Source organism: Shewanella sp. FJAT-52076, assembly GCF_019457455.1.
Classification (GTDB): Bacteria; Pseudomonadota; Gammaproteobacteria; order Enterobacterales; family Shewanellaceae; genus Shewanella; species Shewanella zhangzhouensis.
The window spans coordinates 376,784-401,375 of record NZ_CP080415.1 but is presented as its reverse complement, the minus strand read 5'-3'; the positions used below and the strand labels follow the sequence as shown (position 1 = coordinate 401,375).

Annotated in this window: 22 protein-coding genes; 3 read left to right on the top strand and 19 right to left on the bottom strand. The window is 56.0% G+C overall.

Annotation, left to right across the window (positions count from 1 at the left end; all coding sequences use genetic code 11):
- Positions 1-3: 3 nt before the first annotated feature.
- The 12 genes from K0H79_RS01810 to mraZ all read right to left on the bottom strand — a co-directional run bounded on the left by K0H79_RS01810 (position 4) and on the right by mraZ (position 13,413).
- Complete coding sequence (locus K0H79_RS01810) at positions 4-828, bottom strand: cell division protein FtsQ/DivIB (protein WP_220077113.1); 825 nt, start codon at positions 826-828, stop codon at positions 4-6.
- Positions 829-940: 112 nt separating this feature from the next.
- Entirely contained in the window at positions 941-2,395 is a 1,455-nt protein-coding gene (gene murC, locus K0H79_RS01805) for a UDP-N-acetylmuramate--L-alanine ligase (RefSeq protein WP_220077112.1), read from the bottom strand.
- A gap of 9 nt (positions 2,396-2,404) precedes the next feature.
- On the bottom strand, positions 2,405-3,487 hold the full coding sequence (gene murG, locus K0H79_RS01800; protein ID WP_220077111.1) for an undecaprenyldiphospho-muramoylpentapeptide beta-N-acetylglucosaminyltransferase: 1,083 nt from the start codon (positions 3,485-3,487) through the stop codon (positions 2,405-2,407).
- The gene (gene ftsW, locus K0H79_RS01795; RefSeq protein WP_220077110.1) at positions 3,488-4,696 is read right to left on the bottom strand and encodes a cell division protein FtsW; all 1,209 of its coding nucleotides are present in this window, start codon (positions 4,694-4,696) and stop codon (positions 3,488-3,490) included.
- Entirely contained in the window at positions 4,686-6,017 is a 1,332-nt protein-coding gene (gene murD, locus K0H79_RS01790) for a UDP-N-acetylmuramoyl-L-alanine--D-glutamate ligase (protein WP_408733364.1), read from the bottom strand. Before murD ends, ftsW begins: the two co-directional genes overlap by 11 nt.
- 2 nt (positions 6,018-6,019) lie before the next feature.
- Positions 6,020-7,102 (bottom strand): phospho-N-acetylmuramoyl-pentapeptide-transferase, encoded by a 1,083-nt coding sequence (mraY, locus tag K0H79_RS01785; RefSeq protein ID WP_011758472.1) that lies wholly within the window; start codon positions 7,100-7,102, stop codon positions 6,020-6,022.
- Positions 7,103-8,470, bottom strand: coding sequence for a UDP-N-acetylmuramoyl-tripeptide--D-alanyl-D-alanine ligase (gene murF, locus K0H79_RS01780; protein ID WP_220077109.1), 1,368 nt, complete (start codon positions 8,468-8,470; stop codon positions 7,103-7,105).
- Positions 8,467-9,930: a UDP-N-acetylmuramoyl-L-alanyl-D-glutamate--2,6-diaminopimelate ligase gene (gene murE / locus K0H79_RS01775; RefSeq protein WP_220077108.1), complete on the bottom strand. Its 1,464-nt coding sequence runs from the start codon at positions 9,928-9,930 to the stop codon at positions 8,467-8,469. The genes murF and murE overlap by 4 nt, the downstream gene beginning before the upstream one ends.
- Entirely contained in the window at positions 9,927-11,663 is a 1,737-nt protein-coding gene (locus K0H79_RS01770; RefSeq protein ID WP_220077107.1) for a penicillin-binding transpeptidase domain-containing protein, read from the bottom strand. Before K0H79_RS01770 ends, murE begins: the two co-directional genes overlap by 4 nt.
- Positions 11,660-11,971, bottom strand: a complete 312-nt coding sequence (ftsL, locus tag K0H79_RS01765; RefSeq protein ID WP_011758468.1) for a cell division protein FtsL — start codon at positions 11,969-11,971, stop codon at positions 11,660-11,662. Before ftsL ends, K0H79_RS01770 begins: the two co-directional genes overlap by 4 nt.
- 10 nt (positions 11,972-11,981) lie before the next feature.
- Entirely contained in the window at positions 11,982-12,923 is a 942-nt protein-coding gene (gene rsmH / locus K0H79_RS01760; protein ID WP_220077106.1) for a 16S rRNA (cytosine(1402)-N(4))-methyltransferase RsmH, read from the bottom strand.
- Positions 12,924-12,954: 31 nt separating this feature from the next.
- Positions 12,955-13,413 carry a division/cell wall cluster transcriptional repressor MraZ gene (gene mraZ / locus K0H79_RS01755; RefSeq protein WP_220077105.1) on the bottom strand — a complete coding sequence of 153 codons (459 nt, stop codon included), beginning with the start codon at positions 13,411-13,413 and terminating at the stop codon, positions 12,955-12,957.
- 420 nt (positions 13,414-13,833) lie between these two features.
- Here mraZ and K0H79_RS01750 point away from each other — a divergent pair, with 420 nt between their 5' ends.
- Genes K0H79_RS01750 through K0H79_RS01740 form a run of 3 tightly spaced genes read left to right on the top strand, consistent with a single transcriptional unit; the run spans position 13,834 to position 15,839 of the window.
- Positions 13,834-14,484 (top strand): hypothetical protein, encoded by a 651-nt coding sequence (locus K0H79_RS01750; protein ID WP_258405455.1) that lies wholly within the window; start codon positions 13,834-13,836, stop codon positions 14,482-14,484.
- Complete coding sequence (locus K0H79_RS01745) at positions 14,481-15,515, top strand: PepSY domain-containing protein (protein ID WP_220077103.1); 1,035 nt, start codon at positions 14,481-14,483, stop codon at positions 15,513-15,515. The genes K0H79_RS01750 and K0H79_RS01745 overlap by 4 nt, the downstream gene beginning before the upstream one ends.
- 51 nt (positions 15,516-15,566) lie before the next feature.
- A complete protein-coding gene (locus tag K0H79_RS01740) occupies positions 15,567-15,839 on the top strand; it encodes a hypothetical protein (protein ID WP_220066464.1) in 273 nt (90 codons plus the stop codon).
- A 24-nt stretch (positions 15,840-15,863) separates the two neighbouring features.
- Here K0H79_RS01740 and glpK read toward each other — a convergent pair whose 3' ends face one another.
- From glpK to leuA, 7 genes are all read right to left on the bottom strand, one after another.
- Positions 15,864-17,351: a glycerol kinase GlpK gene (gene glpK / locus K0H79_RS01735; RefSeq protein ID WP_220077102.1), complete on the bottom strand. Its 1,488-nt coding sequence runs from the start codon at positions 17,349-17,351 to the stop codon at positions 15,864-15,866.
- A 12-nt stretch (positions 17,352-17,363) separates the two neighbouring features.
- Positions 17,364-17,828: a nuclear transport factor 2 family protein gene (locus K0H79_RS01730; protein ID WP_220066460.1), complete on the bottom strand. Its 465-nt coding sequence runs from the start codon at positions 17,826-17,828 to the stop codon at positions 17,364-17,366.
- Positions 17,829-17,955: 127 nt separating this feature from the next.
- Entirely contained in the window at positions 17,956-19,308 is a 1,353-nt protein-coding gene (locus tag K0H79_RS01725; protein WP_220077101.1) for an outer membrane protein transport protein, read from the bottom strand.
- A gap of 518 nt (positions 19,309-19,826) precedes the next feature.
- Positions 19,827-20,432 (bottom strand): 3-isopropylmalate dehydratase small subunit, encoded by a 606-nt coding sequence (gene leuD / locus K0H79_RS01720; protein ID WP_220077100.1) that lies wholly within the window; start codon positions 20,430-20,432, stop codon positions 19,827-19,829.
- A 2-nt stretch (positions 20,433-20,434) separates the two neighbouring features.
- Positions 20,435-21,847, bottom strand: coding sequence for a 3-isopropylmalate dehydratase large subunit (gene leuC, locus K0H79_RS01715; RefSeq protein WP_220077099.1), 1,413 nt, complete (start codon positions 21,845-21,847; stop codon positions 20,435-20,437).
- Positions 21,847-22,941 carry a 3-isopropylmalate dehydrogenase gene (leuB, locus tag K0H79_RS01710; protein ID WP_220066456.1) on the bottom strand — a complete coding sequence of 365 codons (1,095 nt, stop codon included), beginning with the start codon at positions 22,939-22,941 and terminating at the stop codon, positions 21,847-21,849. Before leuB ends, leuC begins: the two co-directional genes overlap by 1 nt.
- 74 nt (positions 22,942-23,015) lie before the next feature.
- Entirely contained in the window at positions 23,016-24,584 is a 1,569-nt protein-coding gene (gene leuA / locus K0H79_RS01705) for a 2-isopropylmalate synthase (protein WP_220077098.1), read from the bottom strand.
- Between the last annotated feature and the right edge of the window lie 8 nt (positions 24,585-24,592).

Sequence of the window (24,592 nt, the reverse complement as noted above, 5' to 3'; positions counted from 1 at the left end):
CAGTTAGCGACTCTCTTGTTTTGTCTCATCCCAGCCTACGGCCAATCCTGTGTCGTAGCGCAAATCCACTCTGGCGACGGCCTTTGGCTGCTTGGCCAGCGTGGGGTACACATTGATAAAGCGCTGTACCCTCGCCATCTTGTCTTCCCGCCCAAGTTCCAGGGTGATGCCGTTATCAAGCACGGCAATCCACGCATGTCTTGGGCTCAGGCTCAGGCTCTCAAGCCCATAGCCATTAATCCTCAGCAGTTCCGCTATCTGCCGGTAAGAGGTGAGCACCTCAGCCGACATATTTTCTGGCCCGGACAGTTTCGGCAGGTCGGTCAACCCCTGCTGCTCAGGTGCGCTGAACACCTCGCCCTGTTCGTTCACCCAATCCATGCCGTTCCAGCGGGCGGCGGCCTGCTGCTCCTGTAGGTACACCTTGATACGCGCCGGCCACATCCGGCGTACCGATGCCTTGTATACCCAGGGCAAGGCTTCAATCGCCTGCTGTATTTCCATCACATCGGCGCTGAAAAAACTTCTCGCCATCAGCTTCTCCATGGCACCACGGATTTCTTCTTCCGTGGTGTACACCCGGTCGCCCTTGATAACCAGGGCCTCAATGGGCAGGGCTTCTGCATTGTTCAAAAGCCCATGGAGCCGATAGCCGCTGTACCCCAATCCGGCCAGCACCAGCAGAAAAAAGCTAAAACCGGTAATCAGGTACCAATTAAGCGAACAGAGTCCTGCCCAAAACTGCGCTCCGCGCTGGCGAAGCTTCGGCCCTCTGGGCCGCTTTTCCGGCGGCGCCCTGCGCGTCGGGGTTTTCCTGTCTCTTGCCAACGCCTGCTCCTCAGCGCCGAGCCACAGAATAACCGGCCATTATATAGACCCGGGATCTCAGGTCAAAGGCCAAAGAGAACAACCACTTAACTGATGAAATTTTCAACAGCATTCAGTTATTTTCCACCTTGGCAAATCCAAGCTCTGTAGCCGCCAACTCCCGGGACAATGCACCAATATTGCCAGCCCCCTGGCACAGCAGCAGATCGCCATCGGCCAACACATCCGGCAGCACGGACGTCAGCTGCTCTGGGCTTGCCACAAAAATCGGCTCCAACTGGCCACGCTGACGGATAGAGCGGCACAGGGCGCGGCCATCGGCACCGGGAATGGGCGTTTCTCCGGCGGCGTATACTTCCAGCAATACCAGCTTGTCGACCTGGGACAACACTTCGACGAAGTCCTCGTACAGGTCGCGGGTACGGGTATACCTGTGGGGCTGGTATGCCATCACGAGGCGCTTATCGGGCCAACCGGCGCGGGCGGCTTTAATGGTCGCCAGCACTTCGCTCGGGTGGTGGCCATAGTCGTCCACCAGCATGACCTCACCGTTGGGAGTCGCAAATTTGCCCAGATGCTGGAATCGGCGACCTATACCCTGGAATTCGGCCAGCGCTTTAACGATTGCCTCGTCTTCGATGTCATCCTCTGTGGCCACGGCAATGGCCGCCAGGGAGTTAAGCACATTGTGCTGCCCGGGCAGATTCACCTTGAGTGACAGGTCGTCTTTGCCCTTGCGGCGCACGGTAAAGCGGCAGCTGTGGCCTTCCTGTACAAAGTTCAGCGCCTGCACATCGGCATCATCACTGAAACCATAAGTCACCACCTGACGGCCAATACGCGGGATAAGCTCGCGCACCACAGGGTCGTCCACACAGACCACGGCCACACCGTAAAACGGCAGATTGTGCATAAAGTCCACGAAGGTGGATTTGAGCTTTTCGAAGTCGCCGCCGTATGTGTCCATATGGTCGGCTTCGATGTTGGTCACCACGGTCACCATGGGCTGCAGGTGCAGGAAGCTCGCATCACTCTCGTCGGCCTCGGCAATCAGATAACGGCTTGAGCCCAAACGGGCATTGGTGCCGGCACTGTTAAGCAGTCCGCCAATCACAAACGTCGGGTCACGCTCGGCCTGACCATAGATACTGGCAATCAAACTGGTGGTGGTGGTTTTGCCGTGGGTACCGGCAACCGCCACGCCATGGCGATAACGCATCAGCTCAGCAAGCATCTCTGCGCGGCGCACTATGGGAATACGCTTCTCTTTGGCAGCGGCGATTTCAGGGTTGTCCTGCTTGATGGCGGTTGATACCACCACCACATCCACACCACTGACGTTATCGGCGCCATGGCCGATAAAAATACGGGCACCCAGACTTCCCAGACGCTCTGTCACGGCATTGTCGGCGATGTCCGACCCGCTGACCTGATAGCCTTCGTTTACCAGTACTTCGGCAATCCCGCCCATACCGGCGCCGCCAATGCCAACAAAATGGATGCGGCGCACGCGGCGCATTTCGGGGATCATGGTACGAAGCTGTCTGTACTTCTCTGTCTGTGTCATAACTAACCTTTATTTCGCCAGTTCGCGGCAAACCTCAGCCACACGTTCGGTGGCATCCAATACGGCCGCCGCCCTGGCCCTTTCACCCATTCGGGTCAATTCATCTCTGTCACCGGCAAGCAACTGCAGCTTGTCGGCCAAAAGCTCTGAGGTGGCAATGGGCTGGGGCACCAAAAAGGCCGCGCCTGCATCCACCAATACCCGGGCGTTCATGGTTTGATGGTCGTCCACCGCATGGGGATAAGGCACCAGAATACTGGGCAGCCCCACGGCAGCGAGCTCAGATACGGTCAGGGCGCCCGCCCGGCACAGCACCACATCGGCCCAGCGATAGGCCGCTTCCATATCATCAATAAATTCAGCAATCTTGACGCCGCCATCCTGGCCCTGCTGCTGATACTCGGCCTGCACCGCCAACAGGTTATTCTTACCCGTCTGGTGCCACACAGTGACAGGCTGGAGCTGGGCGATTCGGGCGGTGACCGAAGGCATCAAATCGTTAAACACCTTGGCACCCAAGCTGCCACCAACGACCAGTACTTTCAGCGCTTCGGTACGTGACTCACGGGGCTTGGCACCCAGTGCCACCAGCTCTTCGCGGATGGGATTCCCCACGGTTGTACCCAGAGTGCCAAAAGCGCCCTCAAACGCACAGAGCACCCGGGTCGCAATCCGGGACAATAACTTATTGGTCATACCCGGAATGGCATTTTGCTCATGGAGCACCAGAGGAATGCCGCAGAGTTTTGCAGCCACACCACCCGGGCCACTGGCAAAGCCACCCATGCCGAGCACCACATCCGGTTTGAACTGACGAATGACCTTTCTTGCCTGCATCACGGAGCGCAGCACCTTAAAGGGTGCGGCGAGCTTACGCAGCAAACCATTTCCGCGCACGCCCTGAATATCGATAAAGTCGATATCGAAACCATGCTGAGGCACCAAACGCGCCTCCATGCGATCGGCCGTGCCGAGCCAGCGTATTTGCCAACCTTCACTGGCGAGACGCCTGGCCACCGCCAGCGCAGGAAAGACGTGACCACCGGTGCCACCGGCCATCACCAAGAGTCTTTTGCCTGTCTGTGGGCCCATTTAGAGTCTCCCCTGTACTGCCTGAATCTGACTCAGGCGTTTTTCATAATCGATGCGAAGCAAAATACACACGGCCGAGGTCATTACCCACAAACTGGAGCCGCCGTAGCTGATAAAGGGCAGCGTCAGCCCCTTGGTGGGCAACATGCCGATACTGGCACCCACATTCACCACGGTCTGGAAACAAATCCAAATCCCGATGGCGTAAGCGAGGTAGCCTTCAAAGGCACGTTCGAGCCCCAGGCACTCGTTACCCAGACGTATGGCGCGCAGCGCCACAAACATCAGTGCCAGCAGCACCATTACAATGCCGATAAATCCCAGCTCTTCACCAATCACCGCAAAGATAAAGTCGGTATGGGCCTCTGGTAAGTACTCCAGCTTCTGGATACTGTTCCCCAACCCCTGCCCGAGCAAATCACCCCGGCCATAGGCCATCAGTGACTGAGTGAGCTGGTAACCACTGCCGAAGGGATCTTCCCAAGGATTAAGGAAAGACGTCACACGGGCGACACGGTAAGGTTCGAGCACAACCAGTGCGACGAAGGCCATCACGCCAGCAAAAATCAACAAAAAGAAGTCGAGCAACCTGGCACCGGCCAGGAACAGCAGGCCAACTGTACCCACAAAGAGCACAACCACTGTGCCCAAATCCGGCTGGGCCAGGATCAGGAGTGCATAAAGAGCAAATACGGCGATGGGTTTATAAAACCCCTTGGCGTTTTCACGTACTTCCTGGAGCCTGCGCACCAGGTAGCCGGACAGGTAAATGGCAAATACCAGCTTGGCCATTTCGGCCACCTGGATACGTATCGGGCCCACACTCAGCCAACGCCTGGCACCATTCACCGTAGTTCCCACCACCAGAACGGCAATGAGCAGCACAAAGACACCCAGCAGCAACAAGGGGCTGTATTTTTGCCAGCTTGCCATGGGGATGCGCAGCACCACGGCGGCAATTGCCACACAGCCCACCAAATAAAACACATGGCGGTACATAAAGTGGAAGGGATCGTCCTTCAGACTCTGGGCCTCTGGCATAGAGGCCGACATCACCATCACAAAACCAAATGCCATCAATCCCAGCACAACAGACAGCAGCGCACGGTCGTACAGCTGGTTGCCGGGCGCACTGCGTCCGCTTAACCAGCTGCTCCAGAAATGACCACTACGCTCAAACAGGGTGAGCTGTTTGCTGTCAGTTGCCATAGACCCGCTCCACGTTGGCCCTGAAATCATCTCCTCGAGCCATAAAGTTGGTGTACATGTCCAGGCTGGCGCAGGCTGGTGACAAGAGCACTATGTCACCCGGGTTTGCCAGGGCTTTTGCCTTTTCAACCGCTTCGGCCATGGTTGCCACCTTGATGGCGCCATCTTTCAGCGCGGCAATCTTGTCGCCATCACGGCCGAGGGTAATAAGATGGCTTACAGCCCCCAGCGCATCCCGCAGAGGTTCGAAGTCAGCCCCTTTACCATCGCCACCGGCAATCAGGATGATGTCACCCAGATGCTCCGCAAGGCCATTGAGCGCCGCGACAGTCGCACCCACGTTGGTGGCCTTGGAGTCGTTGACCCAGGCGATGCTGTTATGGCTTGCCACCAATTCGCAGCGGTGTGCCAGCCCGGTAAATTCCTTCGCGACCTTCACCATGGCCTCACGGGAAACACCCGCGGCTTCGCAAAGCGCCATGGCGGCGAGCAGGTTGGCGTGGTTATGGCTGCCAATCAGGGCCACATCCAATAAATTCATGATTTCACTGGCGCCGTGGTAAATCTTGCCATCCATCAGCCCCCAGTCATCAAGCTCGGGGACACCCAAACCAAAACTGACGGTATTGCGTGGTTCATCCGGCATGGTCGCCGCATCGTCACGGTTGTAGACGCTGAGCTTACTTTGGGGATAGAGCCTCAATTTGGCCTGACGATAGGCTTCAAGATCTGTGTACCTGTCCATATGGTCTTCACTGATGTTCAGGCAAGTGCCGGCAATGCAATGAAGACTGTGGGTGGTTTCCAGCTGGAAGCTGGAGAGCTCAAGCACAAAGAGCTCTGCGCCTTTGCCCAGCAGTTCCAGCGCGGGGACGCCAATATTGCCGCCAACGGCAACGGACTTGCTATCAGCCCTGGCCATTTCCCCCACCAGAGTGGTCACGGTTGACTTGCCATTGGAGCCAGTTATGGCCAGCACACAGGGCGGCATGTCCTGAATTTCGCGGGCAAAAAGCTCCACATCGCCAATCACTTCAATGCCCATGTCCATGGCCGCGCGCACTTCTGGGGTATCGACGGCAATGCCCGGACTGATGATGATGCTCTGTGCCTGCACCAGATAGCGGCAATCGAAACCACCCGTAACCAGCGGCACGTCGGGAAACTCGGCACTGAGTACATCCATACCCGGCGGCTGGCGACGGCTGTCCATCACCAGCGGCACTATGCCTTTGCGTGCCAGAAAGCGCACCACCGACAGCCCCGTGGCACCAAGGCCCAGAACGACGTGTGAGTGTGGCTTATCCAGTGGCAGACCCATAATTACCTCAGCTTCAGCGTGGCCAGACCCAGCAACACCAGGAACAGGGAGATGATCCAGAAGCGGACAATCACCCGTGGCTCCGGCCAGCCTTTGAGCTCATAGTGGTGGTGAATGGGTGCCATGCGGAAAATCCGCTGGCCACGCAGCTTGTAAGAACCCACCTGCAAAATCACCGACAGGGTTTCCATCACAAACACACCGCCCATGATCACCAGCAAGATTTCCTGACGTACCAGCACGGCGATGGTGCCGAGCGCAGCGCCCAGTGACAGCGAGCCCACGTCCCCCATAAAGACCTGTGCGGGATAGGTGTTGAACCACAAAAAGCCGAGGCCAGCGCCAACAATGGCGGTACAGACAATTACCAGCTCGCCCGAGCCCGGCAAATAGGGAATATGCAGGTAATTGGCAAATTGCACGTGACCGGACAGGTAGGCAATCAGCGCGAATGCCGCAGCCACCATGACGGTTGGCATGATGGCCAGGCCGTCCAGGCCATCGGTCAGGTTCACCGCGTTGCTGGCGCCCACAATGGTGAAATAGGTCAGCACAATAAACATCAGGCCAAGCTGCGGCAGAATGTCTTTAAAGAAAGGCACCACCAACTGGGTTTCACCCGGATGCTTGGTCGAGTAAAACAGGTAAAAAGCCACCACAAGCGCCGCCAGCGACTGGAAAATGTATTTCCAGCGCGCAATCAGCCCCTTGGGGTCTTTACGCACCACCTTGCGGTAGTCGTCGATAAAGCCAATCAGGCCAAAGGAGCCCAGCACAAACAGCATGACCCACACGTAGCGGCTGCCCAGATCACCCCACAGCAGTACGCCGATAAAGATGCCGGCCAAAATCAACAGTCCACCCATAGTTGGGGTGCCGCGCTTGCTGAAATGTGACTCTGGACCATCGTTGCGCACTACCTGACCAATCTGCAGCACCTGCAGACGTTCAATCAGTTTTGGGCCCCACCAGAGGCTGAACATGAGTGCCGTCAGCAGCGCCAGAATGGCTCTGAAGGTCACATAGGAAAACACGTTAAACCCGGTGTAAAACTGGGTCAGATATTCGGCCAGATAAACCAGCATTTATTTCAGCTCCCCGCGCCCATGGGCGGCTGTTAAGGCCTCGACAACCCGCTCCATGGCGGCGCTGCGAGACCCTTTCACCAACAGGGTCACATCTCCCTCTACCCCGTTGATATAGTTAATCAATTCACTCACGAGAGCATCCAGCTCTTCGAAATGTTTACTGCCAAAAGCCTGGCTGGCATGGCGGCTTAAGCGGCCCAGACAAAACAGGCTGTCGAGACCGGCTTCTTTGGCCTTCTGCCCCAGCTCAAAGTGCAAAAGGGCAGCATTGTCGCCTAATTCACCCAAATCGCCCAGTACCAGGGTCCTGTTTGTAGAAATTTCTTTCAGCCAGTCGATGGCGGCCCCCACAGAATTGGGGTTGGCATTGTAGCTGTCGTCCACCAACAACAGACGTCCCAACTGACGTGGCATCATACGGCCTTTGACCGGAGCCAGTTTGGTAAGACCCGCCGCTATTTCTTGCAGAGGTAAGCCCAGGGCAATGCCGATGGCTGACGTTGCCAGCGCATTGGATACCTGATGCTTACCTGCCAGCGGCAGACTCACGGTCACGTGTTCACCACCGTGGCACAGGTAGAAGCTGTATCTGCCGAATGCATCAGCGGTCACTTCCCGGGCGGTAATGTCGGCCCCGGCGCCAAGACCAAAAGTCAGTACCCGCTTGCCCTTGAGTTTGGCGAGCATGGTACCTGCATAGCGGTCGTCGAGATTCACAATCCCCACTCCGTCGTCCGCCAGATGCAGATAAATTTCGGACTTGGCCTCGGCAACACCGGCCTCTGAGCCAAAGCCTTCGAGGTGAGCACTGCCGACGTTGTTCACCAGCGACACCGAGGGACGAACCAGCGATGAGGTGTAATCAATCTCACCCTTGTGGTTAGCACCCAGCTCAAATACCCCATACTCGTGGCCCTGCTCCAGACGCAGCAGTGTGAGGGGTACGCCAATTTCGTTGTTAAAGTTACCTGCGGTAAAGAGCACCGAGTGCTGCTGCGACAGCACGGTAGCAACCATCTCTTTTACGCTGGTTTTGCCGTTGGAGCCGGTAAGCGCCACACACACGGGATTAACCCTGTCCCGCACTAATGCGCCTATCTGGCCCATGGCCTTTTGTGTATCGGCAACCACCAGTTGTGGCAGCGCGAGCGGCAGCTCACGTTCAACCAAAAGCGCTGATGCCCCTGCAGAAACCGCTGCGTCGGCAAATTCATGGCCGTCAAAACGCTCACCTTTCAGTGCCACAAACAAGCTGCCCGCGGTCATTTTGCGGCTGTCGCTGTCGAGATGTGACACGACAACATCTTCGCCGCAAAGACGCCCATGGGTGGCCGATGCCAATTGAGTCAGACTCAGAGGGATCACAGATTTTCCTCACTTAATGTGCGCGCCAGCGCGCGCTCATCGTATTCATGTTTCACACCAGCGATTTCCTGATAGGTCTCATGGCCCTTACCGGCCAGCAAAATGAGATCGCCTGGCTTTGCCATCGACACCGCATGGCGAATGGCGGCAACCCTGTCGACCATGCACAGGGCGCGTTTAGGGGCAGCAAGGCCCGCCTTCATATCTTCGAGAATTGCACTGGGATCTTCGCTGCGGGCATTATCGGATGTCAGAACCAGGTTATCGGCAAAGGCTTCTGCCGCCGCGGCCATCAGCGGACGCTTGCCCTTGTCTCTGTCACCGCCACAGCCAAATACAATCCAAAGCGCGCCTTCACAGTGATGGCGGGCCGCCTTGAGCGCCTGCTCTATGGCATCAGGGGTATGGGCATAATCCACAACAAGGGAGACCCCATCTTTACGGGGGAAACACTCCATCCGTCCTGGAACGGCTTCGAGTCTGGCGGCGGCAGCGACCAGCTGCGGCACCCCATAACCCAGCTGCGCCATGGCGCACAGGGCCGCGAGCAGATTGGAAAGATTGAAGGCACCCAGTAAGCGGCATTCAAGGGGCAGCTCCCCACCGGGCCACACCAGGATGGCGGAGAAGCCCGCATGATGAAAATGGGCATTCTCAAAACGCCAAGTCGCCTTGGAATGTCCAAGGCAGCTGAACCCCGTGGCCGAGCCCATGCCGTCAAACCACTGCTCACCGACTTTATCATCGAGATTGATAACACGGGCGCTTAAACTGCCAAACGCAAAGAGGCGACGCTTGGCAGCGGCGTAGTTATCCATATCGCCGTGGTAATCCAGATGATCGCGGCTGAGATTGGTAAACACGGCGACCTCGAAAGGCACAGCCTCTACCCGCCCCTGTACCAGACCGTGACTGGAGACTTCCATAGCGCAGATTTTGGCACCCCGATGTTCAAAGTCATACAGGTCGGCCATTACACGTACTGCATCTGCGGTGGTGTTGCCCACATCCTGCAACTGTCCCCAAAGGCCGTTGCCGAGGGTGCCCATCACTGCGGCTTTATCGCCCAAGAGTTCTGTAAGCTGGGCAATCAGTTGGCTGACAGAGGTCTTGCCATTGGTGCCGGTAACCCCGACCACCTTAAGCTTGCCCCTTGTCAGGGCGTAATATTGCCGGGCCAGTGCGGACACCTGACGATTCAGTTGGAAAAAGGCGATGCAAAGCCCGGGTTCATGGCTGACCTTACCGTGCTCATCCGGGTCGTCTGTGTGTACCAGCGCCGCCGCAGCCCCCTTGGCAAAAGCAGCCTCAAGGTAGGCCCGTCCATCGGTTTTATAACCCGGCACAGCAATGAACAGGCCACCGGCTGTTAACTGCCGACTGTCTATCACAGGGGCATTAACCGACTCAGTGCCTGCGTAATGAAACCAGGGGGCCAATAAGTCTTTAAGCAACATCATTCGGCCTCCCGCAAATTCGCCGCCAGCTGCACTTGCTCACGGGTACTGATGGGCTCAACGTTCAGCATTTGCAGCGCACCGGCCATCACCTTTGAAAACACAGGCGCCGACACGTCGCCGCCATAATATCTGTCACCCTTGGGTTCGTTGATAACCACCGCAATGGCAAGACGCGGGTTATTGACGGGGGCTACCCCGGCAAAAGTGGCCAGGTAATCGTCACCGTAACCGCCAGCCACCGCTTTACGGCTGGTACCTGTTTTACCTGCGACCGGATAACCATCGATATGTGCCTTGCGCGCCGTACCGCCCTGCTCAGTAACGCCAACCAACATGTTCATGACGTTGTTGGCCACCTGGGGTGACAACACCTGCTGACCTTCTGGCTTCTGCTTCAACTTCAGAATGGACGCTGGATAAAGCACACCACCGTTACCCAGGGTCGCGTACATGCGCGCCAGCTGCAGCGTGGTGGTAGTCAGGCCGTAACCAAAAGCCAGGGTTGCACGCTCAAAATCAGACCAACGGTGTTTTTCCTGGATAAGACCGGCACTTTCGCCCGGTAAGCCTATACCCGAGTAATTACCCAAACCTATGGAGTAGTAAGTGCCAAGCAGCTGTTCTACCGGCATACCCAGAGATAACTTGGCAACGCCCATGTTGCTCGACTTCACCAGAATTTTGGTGAGCGACATATCGCCGTAATTGTTGGAGTCGCGCACCTGGCGTCCACCCAGCCGCATCCAGCCGGGTGATGTGGGGATAATGTCTGATGCCTTGACAGTGCCGGACTCCAGCGCGGCGGCCACCACAAACGGTTTTACCGTTGAGCCGGGCTCGAAGGTGTCGGTCACGGCACGGTTACGCATCTTGAAACTTTGCCAGTCATCGCGGCTGTTGGGGTTGTAGGATGGGGTATTGGCCATAGCCAGCACTTCACCTGTCAACACATCGATGACCACCACGGAGCCAGAGGTCGCCTGATGCATCTCGGTGGCACGCTTCAGCTCTCGGTAGGCAAGCTGCTGGATACGCTGATCGATGCTGAGCACCAGGTCGTTGGGGCTCTCGCCTTCCTGCACTATGTCCAAACGCTCAACTACATGGCCATCGCGGGATTTGCGCACTTTCTGCTTGGCAGGGGTTCCTGTCAGCCAGTTGTTGTAGGTGCTCTCAATACCCTCAATACCCAAATCATCAATGTTGGTCACCCCAATCAGCTGCGCAGTGATTTCCCCGGCCGGATAGTACCGGCGTGACTCGGGTTTGAGGTAAACACCAGGCAGCTTAAGCTGGCGAATATACTCGGCCACAGCAGGGGTAATTTGCCGTTTAAGATAGGTAAAACGTTTACTTGGGTTGTCTTGAACTCGGGAAATCAGTGCATCTGGCTTTTCGTGGAGTACGTCTGCCAGGGCCTGCCAACGACGCATGTCGGCAAAACCATTTTTATCGTGGACTTCTTTGGGGTCTGCGTATACCGCCTGTACCGGCACACTCACTGCCAGCATTTCACCGTTGCGGTCGGTAATAAGCCCCCGCTGCACGTCGCTGCTGCTGGTGCGCAGAGTGCGCATATCGCTTTCACGGCGCAGTTTGTCCGGCTCAATCAACTGAATATATGCGGCGCGGCCAACCAGACTGGTAAACAGCAGACACACAAAGCCCACCACAACGTAAAGACGCCATGGGATGGGTTGTGCTTTCTGGTTGCGTTTTGCCTGCTTACTCATGGCACTCTCACTACCACTTCTTCATTGGGAAGGGGTCTGACCATATTCAGTTCCTTAGTCGCTATCCTTGTGATCCTGCTGTGCTCTGCCAGCGATTGCTCTTCAAGCAACAGATTTCGCCATTCAATGTTCAGCCGATCCCGCTCCTGCATCAGCAGCGCTTCTTCTGAAGTCAGTTTGCGGCTGACATGGCTTGTATATACAACTGCGACACCATTCAACATCACACAGAGCGCGAGTAAAAACGTCCATTTGTGATGCCACAGGTCCATCAACACAATACGTGGCAAACTCAGCGGCTTACTCATCGGTAACTCCTCAGAATGGCAGGCGCTCTGCCACTCTCAGTACCGAGCTGCGCGCTCTGGCGTTTTGTTCAATCTCTTCATCCGACGGCTTCATGGCTTTCCCCACGGGCAGCAGAGTGCGCGACTTGTTCAACTGCGCCTCGGTGACAGGCAAACCATGGGGTAACTCTTCACCCTGGCTGTGGCGGCGGATAAAACGCTTCACGATACGGTCTTCCAGTGAATGAAAACTGATAATGGACAGACGGCCGTGGGGAGCGAGCACTTTGAGCGCCCCCTCCAATGCCTGATCGATCTGTTCAAGTTCACTGTTGATGTAGATGCGGATTGCCTGGAAAACGCGGGTAGCCGGGTGTTTGTTACGCTCTTTACTTTTGGCGACTCTGGCTATCAGGTCTGCCAGTTGTTTGGTGCGGGTAAAAGGCGTTTTTTCTCTATCGGCCGCGATACAGCGAGCGATGTGGCGGGCATTACGCTCTTCGCCATAGGTTTTAAACACCCACGCCATATCTTCGATTTCAGCCCGGGCCAACCATTGGGCCGCCGTTTCGCCCTGGGAGTTATCCATGCGCATATCCAGTGGACCGTCGCGCAAAAAGCTGAAACCCCGTTCTGCATCGTCAAGCTGCGGAGAGGAAACGCCCAAGTCCAGCAGGACCCCATCAATCTTGCCAACCAGGCCAAGTTCTTCGACGTAGGTAGCCAGCTGACCAAAGCCGCCGTGTACAATCTGGAAGCGGCTGTCGTTTGCAAACTGCTCTGCAGCCTTGATGGCCTGAGGATCTCTGTCGATGGCAATCAGGCGTCCATCAGTTCCCAGACGCGACAATACCTCACGTGAATGCCCGCCACGGCCAAAGGTACCGTCGATATAAATGCCGTCAGCCCGAATATTGAGCCCGTCAACGGTCTCAGCAAGCAGTACGGATAAATGGGCAAAATCCTGGCTCATCGCGTTCTTCTTATATCCTTGGGTTCACTCATCAGAGCGAAAAATCTGCAAGACGCTCATTGGCTGCCAGATCCTCGCTGCGGATAACATCCTGTGCGCTTTGGATCTGAGCCTGCCACTGGGCTTCGTCCCATAACTCAAACTTGTTCAGTTGCCCCACCAGCATGGCTTTCTTGTCCAGCTGAGCGTACTGACGCAAAGGGGGCGGTAACAGCAAGCGGCCATTGCCGTCCATTTCTATCTCGTGGGCATAGCCGAGTAACATCCGCTTAAGCGCACGTTCTGTGGGCTGGGTATCGGACAGTTTCAGTAACTTGGCTTCAATCAGGCTCCATTCGTCGGCCGGGTAGATGAGCAGGCAACTCGCCTGAATGTCCACCGTGATGACCAACTTGCCCTCATGAGCAGACAACAGGGGTTCGCGGTATCGCGTTGGAATCGCGATCCGTCCTTTGGCATCAAGATTGATTGCACTGGCCCCTTTAAACACCGTCGTCTGTTTCCCCTGCTGAGGTTGCCTGATCCACAAAGATCCACAATTTCCCACAATTGCTAAGTGTAGGGACAGTGCGCAACCTATGTCAAGGGCACAAAACAGCGATAAATCCAGACGGCAAGCGGCCTCGCGCGAAGTTTAAACTTTGTTGTTCGCGTGGAGAAAAGTGGCAAAAAATTGCTAAACAGTGGAAAAAACACACATTAAATGCCAGTGAATTTTTAATAATCTTCCCGAGATGGTGAGGTGCTGTCCCTTTTTAGAAACAAAAGGTGGATTTTCAACCTTGAACTGGCTCCCACAAATCTGTGAAGATGCGTGACACCTTCGACTGATTAACCTCCTTTAATGGCATCCATCACACAAGTTCGACGCTGGCACCGGTTGTTGGCACCACTGATAGGGATACAAGTCTTGCTCTGGTGCATCAGCGGCGCCTATATGGTGCTGACCGACATAGACGATATTCACGGTGATCATCTGGTTGCCGAACCTTTGCTCCCTATCGACCATGCCCAGGTACGACTGACCTTTGCCAGTGTAAAAGCCGACTTCCCAAGTGCCATGCACATACGCCTGAAGCAAACCCCGCAAGGTCCGGTGTATTTCTTTAAAGAGGGTGGCATCGCCCAGGCCATTAACGCCAAGACAGGTGAGCCGCTAACACCACCGGATGAAGCCTCAATCAGGACGCTCGCCACACTTGTATATACAAGTAATGATCCCATTGCCAAAGTGAGCCTCTATGAGGAGCAGGCCCCCGCAGAAATGAGCCCGCGGCTCTTACCTCTGTATCGTGTTGATTTTGATGCACCTCTGTCACCCAGTCTTTATTTTTCGGCCAATACCGGGGAGCTTGTGGGTAAGCGGTACGACGGCTGGCGCTTGTTTGATTTCCTGTGGATGCTGCACATCATGGATTACGCCGAGCGGGACAATATCCACAATAATCTGCTTCGCATCGCGTCACTGCTGGCCTTGTTATTGGCCCTTACAGGTTCAGTACTGGCGTGGCGCAGCTTAAAGCCCACCTCTAAAAGCAAAAAGCCGGAGGGCAAGGCATGAATTGGCTAAAATGGCATCTTTATCTTGCGGCCTTGTGTGGTCTGCAAATGCTGTTGTGGATCGGTTCCGGCCTGGCGCTGAGCCTGATTGATGAAGAGTATCTGGACTCAAATCGGTATCGCTTAACAGAGATTGGCCAACCGCAGAGTCCGCCGCACCACTTCCATGCCAATGCGGTCTCCCTACCTGCACAAGTCACCGAAATCCGCCTCGACAGCATCTTATCCAGGCCAGTTTATCGTTTAATGTTGGGGGAAAAGAGCCTGAGTCTATGGGCGGATACTCTGACACCTATGGTGCTGGACGAGCCCCTGCTTCGCCAGATAGCTGCCGCCAGCATCAATTTACCCCTGGAGGAACAGCCTCAGTATCTGCCCGGCGATGAAACAGGATTTCCCGCATCGGTCAAAGTCGCCTTGTTTAAGGCCTACAACGACAGGAACACCCGCGTGCTGGTCGATGCCGACAGTGGCAAACTCCTGGCCCATAAAGACATAGGTTCTGATCTTAAAGAGCTGCTGCTGATGCTGCACTTTATGGACTATGCACCGGGTAATGGCATTGCTTTTAACCATCTCGGGATCCGCATTTTTGCGTTACTGACATTGTTGATGGTATTCACGGGCGCCCTGGTCGTGTGGCAGCGCTGGCAGGCAGGGTTTTACCGGTTGCGCAAAGCTGACGCCAATAGCCAATACCTTAGCGTGTTTGATCTTAATGGTAACGAACTGGGTCAGTTCTGTGCCGGCCCTTCACTCCTTGAAACCATCAATGCCAATAGCCCCTTATTACCAACTCAATGCGGCGGCGGAGGCAGCTGCGGTCTCTGCACCCTGGTCTTTATTGACACTCCACCCGCGGCCACCGAGGCCGATATCAAGCGTCTTGGGGAGAAAGTGGAACAGGGGTATCGCCTCGCTTGCCAACATGGCGCTTATACAGGCCGTGTGAGGCTCGCTAACAAAGTCCAGGAGCGCTATTGGCATAAGCAGTGCCAGATATCCGAACCCGGTGGCAACGAAAATGTCTAAATATTAGGCAGAACATGCCGATAACCAGTGCAGGAAGCACAGGAGGCGGGAATGAGTGGATTGGACAGCATCTATGCCATGTTGGCAAGACCGGTAAAGGCAACGCTGGAGCGGAGTCGCCGGGTAAAACAGCTGGATAATGATACGGCTATCGATAAGGATAGCCACGAGGCCCCTCAGTCTCAGTTACCGCCGGACATTGCTCACAAACAGGGTCAGGCTGATGACAACAACGGCCAACCCAAGCCCAGGGAAAGTGTCAACAAGCCCGCAGTAGAGCGGCGCGCCCGCCGCACTGGTAGTCATATCGATATTGAGGTTTAGCCGCGGGCTAATGGCGTTTTAAAATCAGTGACTCAGACTGCGGCGCACGGCATTTTGCCATCCAAGGTATAGAGCCGCTCTTTCGTTGTCATCCATCAAAGGCACAAAGCGCCTGTCGATGCCGCTTTTATGGCGTATTTCATCCACACAGGACCAGAAACCAACGGCGAGGCCACCGAGGAATGCCGCTCCCATAGCGGTGGTTTCGGTGAGCGCTGGGCGCAGAACCTCAACTCCCGAGATATCCGCCTGAAACTGCATCAGAAAATCGTTGGCTACCGCCCCGCCATCCACTTTAAGTTGCTTAAGCGCCACGCCGCTGTCTTTACTCATGGCATCCAGTAAATCACGGCTTTGGTAGGCAATGGACTCCAGCGCTGCCCGGATGATGTGATTGCGGTTGGCGCCCCGGGTCAGTCCCACCAGAGTGCCACGGGCATCCGGGTCCCAATAAGGGGCGCCCAGGCCCACAAAGGCAGGCACCAGATACACGCCATTGGTGTCGTCCACCTTGGAGGCGAAGTATTCGGTATCGCTGGCATCGCGGATAAGCCCCAGCTCGTCCCTAAGCCATTGAATTGTGGCGCCGCCCATAAACACGGCCCCTTCCAGCGCGTAGCTGATATCACCATCATCGCCCACGGCAATGGTGGTCAGCAGGCCATGCTCTGATTTCACCGCCTGCTTACCGGTATTCATCAGCAAAAAGCAGCCGGTGCCGTAGGTGTTCTTGGCCATACCGGGCTCGACACACAGCTGGCCAAAGAGCGCCGCCTGCTGATCGCCAGCCATGCCCGCCACCGGAATTTCGGTGCCCTCACCGGCGATACGGGTAGTGCCGTACACCGCCTGAGACGACTTCACTTCGGGCAATAAGCTGGCTGGAATATCCAGTGCTTTCAGCAACTCTGGGTCCCATTCGCCCCTGTGGATGTTGTACATCAGGGTACGCGAAGCATTGGTGGGGTCGGTTACATGGACCTTGCCTTCAGTGAGTTTCCACACCAGCCAGGTATCCACAGTACCAAACAGCAGCTCACCCGCGTCGGCACGCTCACGCACACCGGGCACATTGTCGAGGATCCATTTGATTTTGGTGCCGGAAAAATAAGGGTCGAGCAGGAGGCCGGTTTTATCGCGAAACAGCGGCTCCAAACCCTGCGCTTTAAGCGCTTCACAAATGGCGGCGCTGCGGCGGCACTGCCATACAATGGCATTGCACACAGGTTTACCCGTGTGCTTGTCCCAGATAATGGTGGTTTCACGCTGATTGGTGATACCGATAGCAGCCACTTCGTCGCTGTGAATACCGGCTCGGGCCAGGACTTCAATCAGAGTCGAGCTCTGGGAGGCCCAGATTTCCATGGGATCGTGCTCAACCCAGCCGCCCTTGGGGTAAATTTGGGTGAATTCACGCTGCGACACTGCCACCAGGTTGGCATCCCTGTCAAAAACAATGGCGCGGGAGCTGGTTGTGCCCTGATCCAGCGCAACCACATATTGCTTGTCCACTGGGCAGTCCTTTTATTCTTGTGTCAGTACTTCAGGTGCGTCTTCCATCACAGCATCTCTGGGCTCACAGCCATGGGCTGGGTAATACCAGATAGACGAAATCTTCTCGCCCACCAGCTCATACACACCAATAGAGCACTGACTGTTGATTTCACCATCGAGGTTCCAACTGACCTGTTCGAGAATACTGACGTAGCTACCGGACACGGTCAGCGACAGTATTTCAGCATGCGCACCGGGCAGAGACTCAAAATAGTCCTGCAGTGCCGCACCAAACTCGGTCTGGCTCTCGGCCTTGGTGTCCACCTTTTGGCCTTTGATATGGTTCCAATACACGGCTTGGTTTGTTTGGGCCAGCATCTGAGCCACATTCTGTTGATTGAACCCTGCCAGAAACTCACGCACCACGGCTTCGGGAGAAGCCTGGGCAGCGGCAGGAATAGAAAGCAGAGCAGCGAGCAGGAAAGCGGGTTTCATCGAACACCTCTTGTTTTGCGGAATTAGCCTGTATGCAGCGTAAACACACTGTCACAAAAGCAACACTATACAAGATATTGGCGCAAGCAAAAGCCCCGCACGGGCGGGGCTTTTTTCAAACACGCTATTACATCTTATAGCTTAACTGCACACCGGCCAGCCACACGCTGCCACCCGCTTCACCGTTAAAGCTCACCTGAGCCAGACCGGCCAGGTCCTGATGTTCATCAATAGGCGCGAAACCGTGGGCACGAATATAGGTGATGGCCATATCCACAGTCAGGTTTTCGCTGGCGCGGTAACCGGCACCCAGGCTGAACCACAAACGGTCGGAGTCAGGGATGGTGGTGGTACGGAACTCATCATCCACGGCAGTGCGGTCAACTGCAAAGCCGCTGCGGACGGTCCAGTCTTTGTTCACGTTCCAGGTAGAACCTACGGCAACGCGCCAGTTGTCCTTGAAGTTCTCTTCTTTCACCAGATCTGACTCGATGCCACCCACAGGCTTGGTTTCGCCGGGGAAGTAAGCCACCAGACGGTCGAACACGCTCCACTGGGTCCAGTTAACGCTGGCGTGCAGCGCCACATCGTCACTCAGCTGATGGAAAGAAGACAGCTCGGCAAAGGCTGGCAGCTCCAATGGCAGATAACCGTCGATATCCAGGTTCTGGCCACCTGTGTAGATAAGACCGCCAGCTGTGCCGGACAGCTCCAGCTCTACACCGCTGTGATAGGCCAGGCCGAATCTGTGGTTTTCAGAAGGCTGCCAGCTACCACCCACTTGCCAGCCATAGCTCACATCGTCGCCTTCCATGGTCTTGAGCACGGTACCAGGCTCAGGCAGACGCGCGGCAATTTGTGGTGGCAGGTTAGGATTGGCCTTGATGGCACCCACCCAGTAAGGTGTGGCGGCACCAATGCTACCGTCACCATATACAATGCGAACACCGGCACCCAGGGTTACGGCATCGTTCAGGCGATAAGCGATGTTGGGGTTGAACTCAACCGTGGTGATTTCAGTGTGATGGCCGAACAAGGAGGCCGCGTGCGTGGCAGGCAGCTCGGTGGCCAGACCGTAGTTGGAGTTCACTGCCAGACCCCAGGTCCAGTTGTCGTTGATTTGGCTTGAGTAATAGAAGTTAGGGATAAGGGCGCTGTCGGCAACGTCATAGGCGTCGGCATTCAGCGTCACGCCCTGAGGACCCAGTACAGGAGAAGCAATATGCACATCGCCTGTCACGTCTACTTCGGTAGCCACGTAGATGCCACCGCCAGACACCTGACGACCGCTCAGGTACGCCAGCATGGCAGGGTTACGGGCCTGAGCTGCGGCGTTGTCCGCCATCGCCGCTTCACCGGCAAAGGCACGGCCAAGACCGGTGGCAGAATACTCGGCCAGCTGGAAACCGGCAGCGTTAACCTGAGTCGTAATCCCCATAAGAGCCGCTGATACGGCAAAAGTCAGTACACTCTTTTTCATTATCATTCTCTGCTGATGTTATTGATTTTGTGTTCGGCAAATAGAGCATTCACTCGAAACAAGTGCATGGCAGTGTATTCATACAGAAGATCTTTGCAACCAAAAGCCGCAAAACAGCGAATTCAACTACAACAAGCAAAGAAGTGGAGTGACGAAATGACCTGGATCACAGATTTAAACAGAAAAACAGCACGAAAAAGCGCGAGAACGTTCGCAACACCGGATAAAAACCAAAGCTAGATTAACACATAAAGCCATGTTTTAAATCAACTTAGTTACAGATACACATGGAAACAGGCGTAAGCTAAAAACAACGTCAATTTTCAGCATAAATCACTGGTAAATTTAGTCCGGCAAACTCAAACTGGATTAAGCAGAGGCTTAAATTCATAAAAATCAATAAACTACCAATGAATCGCAACAATAAAAAACGGCCATTTGTAACCCGCGAAGGTTGCAAATGGCCGTATATCGAAATGGCTGTTACAGCTGTACGCCGAAATCTGTCAGCTGTCGGTTCAGCGACGCCAGGCAGGAATACGTGACTCGTATTCGCTGATGGCCGCTTCATGGGCCAGGGTCAGACCTATGGCATCCAGGCCCTTGAGCAGATTCTGGCGGGCAGACTCAGCCAGGGTAAAGCCGAACTCAGCGCCCGAGGGCGACACCACCTTGAGGTTTTCCAGATCAACAGTCACCTCGGCGCCTTCATTGGCTTCCACTTCGTCTATCAGCTGACGCACAGCCGCTTGCGGCAAGCGTACCGGCAGCAGACCATTGTTAATGGCATTGCCGTAGAAGATGTCTGCAAAGGTGGGCGCGATAATGGCGCGCAGGCCAAAGTCTGCCAGTGCCCAGGGGGCGTGCTCGCGGCTGGAACCGCAGCCAAAGTTTTCCTGGGCCAGCAAAATAGTGGCGCCCTTGTACCTTGGCTTGTTGAGGTTGAACTCGGGGTTTGGGGTATCGCCCACGTCATCAAGATAACGCCAGTCGTGGAACAAATGAATACCAAAGCCGTCCTTGGTCACCTTGGACAGAAACTGCTTGGGAATGATCTGATCCGTGTCGATGTTGGCCGAATCTATGGCCACCGCCAGCCCCGTGTGGGTAGTAAAAGCCTGCATGATTAATCCTCCAGGGGTCTGTGAACGCGAATATCGACAAAGTGACCGGCAACCGCAGCAGCAGCGGCCATGGCAGGGCTCACCAAGTGGGTGCGGCTGCCGCGCCCCTGGCGTCCTTCAAAGTTGCGGTTACTGGTGGAAGCGCAGCGATCGCCCGCGTCCAACCTGTCGTCGTTCATGGCAAGACACATGGAGCAGCCCGGCAGACGCCACTCAAAGCCGGCTTCGAGGAAGATTTTATCCAGCCCCTCGGCCTCGGCCTGCAGTTTTACCTGGCCTGAGCCCGGCACCACGATGGCGGTCACGCCACTGGCGACCTTACGGCCCCTGGCCTGAGCAGCGGCAGCACGCAAGTCTTCAATACGGGAGTTGGTGCAGGAACCGATAAACACCTTGTTGATGGCGATGTCAGTCATCGGCGTGCCCGGCGTCAGGTCTACGTAGGCCAGCGCCTTTTCCATGCCGGTACGCACCACGGGATTGGTTTCATCGGCAGGGTTTGGCACCACGCCATCGATGGCGACGACCTGGCCAGGATTTGTACCCCAGGTCAGCTGCGGCGCAATGGAGGCGGCATCCAATACCACTTCGGCATCGAACACGGCATCGGCATCGGTGTGCAGCTCACGCCAGTCGGCCAGCGCCTGCTGCCAGGCATCGCCCCTGGGGGCAAACTCACGGCCTTCCAGATAAGAGAAAGTGGTTTCATCCGGGGCCACCATACCGGCCTTGGCGCCCATTTCGATGGCCATATTGCACACCGTCATGCGCCCTTCCATGGAGAGGTCGCGAATGGCCTCACCGCAAAATTCCACCACATAGCCGGTGCCGCCATCCATGCCGATTTTGCCGATAATGGCCAGCACTATGTCCTTGGCGGTGATGCCTTCAGCCACCTTGCCGCGCACCTCGATTTTCATGGTCTTGGCCTTGTTCTGACGCAGGCTCTGGGTGGCCAGCACGTGCTCCACTTCCGAGGTGCCAATACCGAAGGCCAGCGCACCGAAGGCGCCATGGGTGGCAGTGTGGGAGTCGCCGCACACAATCACAGTGCCCGGCAGGGTAATACCAAGCTCAGGCCCCATCACATGCACAATGCCCTGATTGGGGTGGTGAATATCGTACAGGCGCACATTGAAGTCGCGGCAATTGTCGGCCAGGGTCTCAACCTGAGTGCGGGCCATGGGGCTTAACGCCGTCAGGCTGGCGCTCTTGGTAGAGGTGTTGTGATCCATGGTGGCGAAGGTTTTTTCCACCGCCCGCAGTGGGCGGCCGGCCATCTTCAGGCCACTGAAGGCCTGAGGCGAGGTCACCTCGTGTACCAGATGGCGGTCTACATAGATGATGGGCGCTTCACCGGCAGGCTCGGCCACCAGGTGGGCGTCCCACACTTTTTCATACAGAGTCTTTCCCATCACACACCTTCCCGGATTGCCTTGGCGATAAAGTCGCCCATTTCTTTGGTTGATTTGGCGTTGTGACGCTGGTCCGCAGACAGCAGCTCGCCGGTTAAGAAGCCCGCTTCCAAAGCGGCACCCACGGCGCGTTCGATACAGGCGGCGGCTTCTTCCTGCTTGAGGCTGTGACGCAGCATCAGCGCGGCAGAGAGTATTTGCGCAATCGGGTTGGCGATGCCTTTGCCGGCGATATCCGGCGCACTGCCACCGGCGGGCTCATACAGGCCAAAGCCTGAGCCATTCATGGAGGCAGAAGACAGCAGGCCCATGGAGCCGGTGAGCATGGCGATTTCATCCGACAGGATGTCACCAAACAAATTCGAGCACAGCATCACGTCGAAATCGAACGGACGACGCAAGAGCTGCATGGTGGCGTTATCAATATAGATGTGCTCGAGGGTGACATCGGGGAAGTCCTTGGCTACTTCTTCCACCACTTCGCGCCACAGCACGGAGCAGGCCAGCACGTTTGCCTTATCCACCGAGGTCACCTTGCCGCGACGACCACGGGCGGCCTCGAAGGCAATTTTGGCGATGCGGCGGATTTCGCGGCGGCTGTAACGCATGGTGTCGAAGGCTTCTTCGTCTTCGCCCTCGCCCTGACGGCCTTTTGGCTTACCAAAGTAGATGCCGCCGGTGAGCTCACGCACACAGAGCACGTCAAAGCCTTGGGCTGAGATATCGGCGCGCAGGGGCGACATATGTTCAAGACCGGTGTGCAGCCTGGCCGGGCGCAGATTACAGAAAAGCTCGAAGTGACCACGCAGAGGCAACAGCGCGCCACGCTCTGGCTGCTCATTGGGTGGCAGATGTTCCCACTTGGGGCCGCCCACAGAGCCGAACAGGATGGCATCGGCCGCTTCACAGCCCTTTAGGGTGGCATCCGGCAGCGGACAGCCATGATTGTCGATGGCAATGCCGCCCACATCGTATTCGCTGTATTCGATATTAAGGTCGAAGCGTGCCTCAACTGCGGCCAGCACCTTACGCGCTTCTGCCATCACTTCGGGGCCAATGCCGTCACCGGCCAATACGGCTATCTGATAACTCATGCTTTGCTCTACTCCCTGACACACTTTTTAAATTAAATTCGCTGATAGTTGGATGAAGCCATAAAAACACGGCATTACACGCCGCCCAGCTCACGGGTTTGCTGCATCTGCTGTTTACAATAGGCCACCTTGTCGGCGCGCCAGGTCAGATTCATGACATGCACCAGCGCCTGTGCCGAGGCCTCAACCACATCGGTGGCCAAACCCACACCATGAAAGTTACGGTCATCATAGCGGGCGGTAATGTCTACCTGACCCAGGGCATTTTGCCCCTCGCCCTTGGCACCGAGCTTGTAGCTGCTGATATTAATGGTGCGATGGGTCGCGCGGGCGATGGCGTTATAGGCGGCATCCACCGGGCCATTACCGGTAGCGGCCTCGGTGATCACCTCATCCCCAACGGACATGCGCACTGTAGCGGTAGCCTTACCTTCGGTAGAGTCTGACTGCACCACCAATTGCTCCATCACATAGTGATCGTCATCCTCGGCCTGCGCCTCCATAAAGGCCAGTGCTTCCAAATCATAATCGAACACCTGCCCTTTTTTGTCGGCAAGCTTCAGGAAAGCGGCGTACAGGGTGTCCATGTCGTAATCGCCAGCGCCATAACCCATTTCTTCCATGCGGTGTTTAATCACGTGGCGACCGGAGCGTGAGGTCATATTCAGGTTGTTGCGGTTCAGACCTATGCTCTCTGGCGTCATGATTTCATAGGTGTTTTGCGCCTTTAACATGCCGTCCTGGTGGATACCCGAGGAGTGGGTAAAGGCATTGGAGCCAACAATCGCCTTGTTGGGCTGAATGGGCATGTTGCACAGCTGACTCACCAGCGATGAGGTGCGGTGAATTTCGCGGGCATTGATGTTGGTATGCAGACCCAGCATGTCTTTGCGGGTGGCCAGAATCATGGCGATTTCTTCCAGCGAGCAATTCCCGGCACGCTCGCCGATACCGTTCACGGTACATTCAATCTGACGTGCACCGACCTGCACTGCGGCGATGGAGTTGGCCACCGACAGGCCCAGGTCGTCGTGGCAGTGCACCGAGATCACGGCCTGGTCGATATTGGGCACTCGATTGAACAGGGTCTGGATAATGCCACCAAACTCGCTGGGGACTGTGTAGCCAACGGTGTCGGGAATATTGATGGTGCGGGCACCGGCGTTAATGGCGGCTTCAACCATGCGGCACAGATTATCAATCGGTGTGCGGCCGGCATCTTCACAGGAGAATTCTACGTCATCGGTAAAGCGGCGGGCGTATTTCACCGCGCCAACGGCCATCTCCAGGACTTGATCAAATGAGCGCTTGAGCTTGCTCTCTACATGGATATTAGAGGTGGAGATAAAGGTGTGAATTCGGAACTGCTCGGCCACAGACAAAGCCTGGGCAGCAGCATCTATGTCTTTTTCAAGCGCCCGCGACAGGGCGCACACCCGGCTGTTTTTAATGTGGCGGGCAATGGTTTGCACTGATTCAAAATCACCGGGAGACGAAACGGGAAAGCCCACTTCCATCACATCCACCCCCAAACGCTCAAGGGCCAGAGCCACCTGCAATTTTTCTTTTACCGAAAGACTCGCAGCCAACGCCTGCTCACCGTCTCTCAGGGTAGTATCAAAAATGATGACTCTGTCTGACATTCCCATTC